The organism is Amycolatopsis sp. NPDC003731 (assembly GCF_053586895.1).
Map to the genome: position 1 here is coordinate 1 of NZ_JBSFNC010000268.1, position 6,139 is coordinate 6,139.

At 71.1% G+C, this 6,139-nt stretch carries 7 protein-coding genes; all 7 read left to right on the plus strand.

Going from position 1 to position 6,139, the window contains the following annotated elements:
- On the plus strand, nucleotides 1–187 hold a 187-nt coding region (locus ACWDN5_RS45990; RefSeq protein WP_449680708.1), incomplete at its 5' end, for a hypothetical protein.
- Nucleotides 188–211: 24 nt separating this feature from the next.
- Nucleotides 212–1,024 (plus strand): ESX secretion-associated protein EspG, encoded by an 813-nt coding sequence (locus ACWDN5_RS45995; RefSeq protein WP_449680709.1) that lies wholly within the window; start codon nucleotides 212–214, stop codon nucleotides 1,022–1,024.
- Between the two features lie 201 nt (nucleotides 1,025–1,225).
- The gene (gene ftsH / locus ACWDN5_RS46000; protein ID WP_310969071.1) at nucleotides 1,226–3,622 is read left to right on the plus strand and encodes an ATP-dependent zinc metalloprotease FtsH; all 2,397 of its coding nucleotides are present in this window, start codon (nucleotides 1,226–1,228) and stop codon (nucleotides 3,620–3,622) included.
- Nucleotides 3,600–4,205, plus strand: coding sequence for a GTP cyclohydrolase I FolE (gene folE / locus ACWDN5_RS46005; RefSeq protein WP_310969069.1), 606 nt, complete (start codon nucleotides 3,600–3,602; stop codon nucleotides 4,203–4,205). The genes ftsH and folE overlap by 23 nt, the downstream gene beginning before the upstream one ends.
- Before the next feature lie 35 nt (nucleotides 4,206–4,240).
- A complete protein-coding gene (gene folP, locus ACWDN5_RS46010) occupies nucleotides 4,241–5,038 on the plus strand; it encodes a dihydropteroate synthase (RefSeq protein WP_310969671.1) in 798 nt (265 codons plus the stop codon).
- Nucleotides 5,031–5,390, plus strand: coding sequence for a dihydroneopterin aldolase (folB, locus tag ACWDN5_RS46015; RefSeq protein WP_043782376.1), 360 nt, complete (start codon nucleotides 5,031–5,033; stop codon nucleotides 5,388–5,390). Before folP ends, folB begins: the two co-directional genes overlap by 8 nt.
- Nucleotides 5,387–5,878 (plus strand): 2-amino-4-hydroxy-6-hydroxymethyldihydropteridine diphosphokinase, encoded by a 492-nt coding sequence (gene folK / locus ACWDN5_RS46020; protein WP_449680710.1) that lies wholly within the window; start codon nucleotides 5,387–5,389, stop codon nucleotides 5,876–5,878. The genes folB and folK overlap by 4 nt, the downstream gene beginning before the upstream one ends.
- Nucleotides 5,879–6,139 lie beyond the last annotated feature (261 nt).

Consider the following 6,139-nt stretch of genomic DNA (forward strand, 5'->3'; position numbering starts at 1 on the left):
GGGCGGCGGCGCGGTCTTGGCCATCGCGGCGAAGTTCCCGAAGACCAAGCGGCTGACCGTGAGTCACGCGTTCCCCGGCACCGGCGCCGGCGCGCCCAGCTGGGCCGCTTTGGGACGGCCGGTCTCCGGATGTGCCCAGGCCGGCACCGGAACGATCCGGTTTTGTCGGGGGTGCGGGCTACGCTGAGCAAGAGTCCGATCCGGGAGAGTGATGATGCAAGAGTTCTTCTCGCCGCTGGCGTTCGACTTCCTGTGGGAGTCGGCGCAGGTCGGCGAGCTGCCGTACCCGCTGATCATCCGGTCGCACGGCGCGACCGAGGATGAGCGCGTGTCGCTGCGTCACCGCATCGACGTCGAGCTGAAGGCGCGCGGCATCCGCGAACCGCGCGGCCGGCTCGCCCCGCCGATCGAGGACGCCCTGCACCTGCTGGCCTTCGCCCCGCTGACCATCGACGCGCTGCACATCCCGCAGTTCGAAGCCCCGACGGTCGGCGTCCTCGCGGCGGCCGACGAGACCAAGGGCGTGCTCGCGGTCCAGGACGCGGACGGGATTTGGCTGCGGGACGTCCCGCCGGACGGCCTGGTCTCCGCCGTCGTCGGGATCCTGCCCGCCGGGCCGCGCGGCAGCGAGGCGTCGGTCACACTCCCGCTGGACGACGCCCTGCGCACGGCCCCGATCCGGGTGCCGGCGTCGCTGCCGGCGTCGGGTGAGGAACGCGGCAAGGCGCGCCGGACCCCGCTGAGCGAACGCGTCACGGCGGACCCGCGCGAGGCCTACGGCCGCATCGCCGGGCAGCCCCGGCAGCGCGGCGGTCAGCTGGCAGCGAACAGCCGTTCGCAGGTCGGAGCCAAGCAACGGTCCCGCGTGCTGGCCTGGTTCGACACCGCGACCGGCCGGTACCTGAGCCTCTCCCGCGCAGGTACGGACGGTCGCGAGTGGGTCACCGTGGCGCCCGCGGACCCGGCCACCCTGCGCACCCGGCTGGGCGAGATGGTGAGCAGTGTGTCCGACGGCACGCGCTAGCGTGAACGGGTGTGGGTGCCGTCGGGAACCTCGGCGCGGTATCGCCCGTTGACCTGCGAGAGGCTCACAGGGGATGAACGCGGCAGCGGACGGTACCCTGATGAGCAGGTGTCCAGGCACCAGTGGTTGTCAAGATCGTGATGGCGGGTATCACAGGAGCCGCCCAACCAGGGAGGGTCGAGGCCACCAGGGCCGAGTCGTATGAACCGGAAGAGCGTGCTCAGGAACCCACTGCTGTGGATCGTCGCGGGGTTGCTGGCGTTGTTCGCGTACAACACGATCTTCGACAGTGATCGTGGGTACACCCAGGCACCCATCTCGGTGGCGAACTCCCAGATCACCTCGAACAACGTCAAGGAAGCCAGCCTCGAGGACAAGGAACAGCAGCTCAAGCTGCTGCTGGCCAAGCCCATCGACGTCGACGGCCAGCAGGTCACCCAGATCATTTCGCAGTACCCGGCGGACGCCACCCGCCCGATCTACGACTCGTTGATCGCGGCGAAGGCGGGCGGCCAGCCGATCAAGTTCACCACCAAGGTGACCCAACAGGGCGTGCTGACGCAGATCCTCATCTTCGCCATCCCGCTCGCCCTCGTGCTGGGCCTGCTGATGTGGATGATGAACAACGCCCAGGGCGGCGGCAACCGCGTCCTCAACTTCGGCAAGTCCAAGGCCAAGCAGCTGAACAAGGACATGCCCAAGACGACCTTCGGGGACGTCGCGGGTGCCGACGAGGCCGTCGAAGAGCTGTACGAGATCAAGGACTTCCTGCAGAACCCGGCGCGCTACCAGGCGCTCGGCGCGAAGATCCCGAAGGGCGTCCTGCTCTACGGGCCGCCGGGTACCGGCAAGACGCTGCTCGCGCGGGCCGTGGCCGGCGAGGCGGGCGTGCCGTTCTACACGATCTCCGGCTCGGACTTCGTCGAGATGTTCGTCGGTGTCGGTGCTTCGCGTGTCCGTGACCTGTTCGAACAGGCCAAGCAGAACGCGCCCTGCATCATCTTCGTCGACGAGATCGACGCGGTCGGCCGCCAGCGCGGCGCCGGCCTCGGCGGCGGGCACGACGAGCGCGAGCAGACCCTGAACCAGCTGCTCGTCGAGATGGACGGCTTCGACGCCCGCGGCGGCATCATCCTGATCGCGGCCACCAACCGGCCGGACATCCTCGACCCGGCACTGCTGCGCCCGGGCCGGTTCGACCGGCAGATCCCGGTGTCCGCGCCCGACCTGCGCGGCCGCAAGGCGATCCTCGAGGTGCACGCCAAGGGCAAGCCGATCGCCCAGGGCACCGACCTGACCAGCCTGGCCAAGCGCACCGTCGGCATGTCCGGCGCCGACCTGGCGAACGTCCTCAACGAGGCCGCGCTGCTCACCGCCCGCCAGAACGGGCACGTGATCACCGACGCGGCGCTCGAGGAGTCGGTCGACCGCGTCGTCGGCGGCCCCGCGCGCAAGAGCCGGATCATCTCCGAGAAGGAGAAGAAGATCACGGCCTACCACGAGGGCGGGCACGCGCTCGCCGCGTGGGCGATGCCGGACATCGAGCCGGTCTACAAGCTGACCATCCTGCCGCGCGGCCGCACGGGCGGGCACGCACTGCTCGTGCCCGAGGACGACAAGGACCTGATGACCCGCTCCGAGATGATCGGGCGGCTGGTCTTCGCGATGGGTGGCCGCACGGCCGAAGAGCTCGTCTTCCACGAGCCCACCACCGGCGCGTCGTCGGACATCGAGCAGGCGACCAAGATCGCCCGCGCGATGGTCACCGAGTACGGCATGAGCGCCCGGCTCGGCGCGGTCAAGTACGGCCAGGAGCAGGGCGACCCGTTCCTCGGCCGTTCGGCGGGCCGCCAGGCGGACTACTCGCTCGAGGTGGCGCACGAGATCGACGAGGAGGTGCGCAAGCTCATCGAGACGGCGCACACCGAGGCGTGGCACGTGCTCAACACCTACCGCGACGTGCTCGACGAGCTGGTCATCGAGCTCCTCGAGAAGGAGACGCTGACCCGCAAGGACCTGGAGCGGATCTTCGCGACGGTCGAGAAGCGCCCGCACATCACCGTGTTCAACGAGTTCGGTGAGCGGACGCCGTCGGACAAGCCGCCGATCAAGACCCCGGGCGAGCTGGCGATGGAGCGCGGCGAGCCGTGGCCGCCGCCGGAGAAGGAGAAGCCGGTCCTGAAGCCGGAGCCGACCCCGGTCGGCACCGCCCCGGGCGCGGGCGAGCTGCCGGGCGGTCCGCCGTACCCGTCGCCGTCGCCGGTCGACCCGAACGCCAACCCGTACGCCCCGCCGCAGCCGGGCGCCTACCCGAACGGCGGCCGTCCCTACGGCGGCCCGAACGGTGGCCCCAACGGCACGGCCCACTGGCCGCAGGCCTACGGCGGCGGCCAGCCGTCCGGCCAGAGCGGCCCGCCCAACTACGGTGCCCCTCCGGGCTGGACCCCGGCGACCTCGCCGGGCGGCCAGCCGGGCCAGTCGTGGCGGCCCGGTGGTGAAGAACGCCCTCGTGAGCACGGCTGGTTCGCCGACCAAGCCGGCAACCAGCAGAGCGAGGGGGAGCGTCGTGACGTGGATGGACCCGAAAAGCCCCAGTGACGCCGACCGCCCGGTCTTCGACCACGACCGGGCGGAGAAGGCGATCCGGGAGCTCTTGCTGGCCTGCGGTGAAGACCCGGAGCGGGACGGTCTGAAGGACACCCCCGCCCGGGTCGCCCGCGCGTACCGCGAGATGTTCGCGGGCCTCTACACCGAGCCGGACTCGGTCCTGGACAAGACGTTCGACGAGTCCCACGAAGAGCTGGTGCTGGTCACGGACATCCCGATGTTCAGCCAGTGCGAACACCACCTGGTGCCCTTCCACGGCGTCGCGCACGTCGGGTACATCCCGAACGCCGCCGGGAAGGTCACCGGGCTGTCCAAGCTGGCCCGGCTCGTCGACCTTTACGCCAAGCGCCCCCAGGTCCAGGAGCGCCTGACGTCCCAGGTCGCCGACGCCCTCGTCCGCAAGCTCGAGCCCCGCGGCGTGATCGTCGTCATCGAGGCCGAGCACCTCTGCATGGCCATGCGCGGCATCCGGAAGCCCGGTGCCCGCACCACCACCTCCGCCGTGCGCGGGCAGCTGAAGACGTCACCGTCGTCGCGGGCGGAGGCGCTCGATCTCATCAAGGCGCGCCGGTGAGCGTGGGGCTTCCCGCGCCCGGCCGGTGCGTGGTGATGGGCGTGCTGAACGTGACGCCCGATTCCTTTTCGGACGGTGGCCGTTACCTCGGGCTCGACCAGGCGCTGGAGCACGCCCGCGAGATGTGGGCGCGCGGGGCCGACCTGATCGACGTCGGGGGCGAATCGACGCGGCCGGGAGCGTCCCGGGTGGACGCCGCCACCGAGCTGCAGCGCGTCCTGCCGGTGATCAAGACGCTCGCCGCCGAAGGGGTGGCGCTGTCGGTGGACACCACGCGGGCCGCCGTGGCCGCCGCGGCGCTCGAAGCCGGCGCGCACGTCGTCAACGACGTCTCGGGCGGGCTGGCCGATCCGGACATGGCGCGCGTCGCGGCTGACGCCGGGGTGCCGTGGGTGCTGATGCACTGGCGCGGGCACAGCAAGGACATGCAGGCGCTCGCCGAGTACGAGGACGTCGTGGCCGACGTGCGCGCCGAGTTGCTGTCCAGAGTGGACGCGGCGCTCGCGGCCGGCGTCGCCGAGAGCGCGATCGTGCTGGACCCCGGGCTGGGTTTCGCGAAGAACGCCGAGCACGACTGGGCGTTGCTGCGTGGTTTGGACTCGTTGCTGTCGCTGGGTTTCCCGGTGCTCGTGGGCGCCTCGCGCAAGAGGTTCCTCGGCCGCCTGCTGTCCGAAAAGGACGGAACACCGCGTCCGCCGGACGGCCGGGAGGACGCCACCGCGGCGATCTCCGCGCTCGCCGCGGCGGCCGGTGCGTGGGGCGTGCGTGTGCACGAGGTCGGGGCTTCGCTGGACGCGGTCGCGGTGGCCGCCGCTTGGAGGACGGATGGCTGACCGGATCACGCTGACCGGTTTGCGCGTGTTCGGGCGCCACGGCGTGTTCGAGCACGAGAAGCGGGACGGCCAGGAGTTCGTCGTCGACATCACGGTGTGGCTGGACCTCGGGCCGGCCGCGGCGTCGGACGACCTGACGAAGACCCTGCACTACGGCGAGCTGGCCGAGCTGGCGGCGGGGATCGTCGCGGGCGAGCCGTACGACCTGATCGAGAGCGTCGCGGGCAAGATCGCCGACGAAGTGATGCGCGACGAGCGCCTGGGCGCGGTCGAGGTGACGGTCCACAAGCCGTCGGCGCCGATCCCGCTGACGTTCGACGACGTGGCCGTCACGGTCCGGCGCGACCGGTGAGCCGCGCGGTCCTGTCCCTCGGCTCCAACCTGGGCGACCGGCTGGGCTTCCTGAACCTGGCGCTCGACGCCGTCCGGCCGGCGCTGGTCGCGGTGTCGAGCGTGTACGAGACGAAGGCGTGGGGAGTGGAGGACCAGCCGGACTTCCTCAACGCGGTCTGCGTGGTCGACGACCCGGCCCGCGACCACTGGGCCTGGCTCCGGACGGGCCAGGAGGCCGAGCAGGCGGCGGGCCGGGTCCGCGAGCTGCGCTGGGGCCCCCGGACCCTGGACGTCGACGTGGTCACAGTGGACGGCGTGATGTCGGAGGACCCGGAGCTGCTCCTGCCCCACCCGGGAACCCCGGACCGCGCGAGCGTGCTGGTGCCGTGGGTGGAGATCGAGCCGGACGCGGTGCTGCCGGGCCACGGCCCGATCGCAGCGTTGCTCGCCGCTCGGCCGGCGGATGAAGTGGCCACGGTGCGCCGCACGGATCTCGCGCTGCGCTGACTTTCCCTGTGGACAACTTCGTGGGGCTGTGGACAACTTTGGTTCGGTTGTCTGGGATTGTCGGTGCTCGCGAGTAGCGTTGAAACCGGGGGCTTTGCCCGGAGGTGTAGCTGGCTTGGGTGGGTGCGAGGTCGCTTTGTTCGGTGCCCACCACCCCGAAGCCGCGATTGTCACTACGGCCGGTGGTACCGCGTCAAGGTCGAACGTGCCGGGCTCCGGGGCGTGCGCGTTCCACGCCACGTACGTCTCGATGGTGTTGAG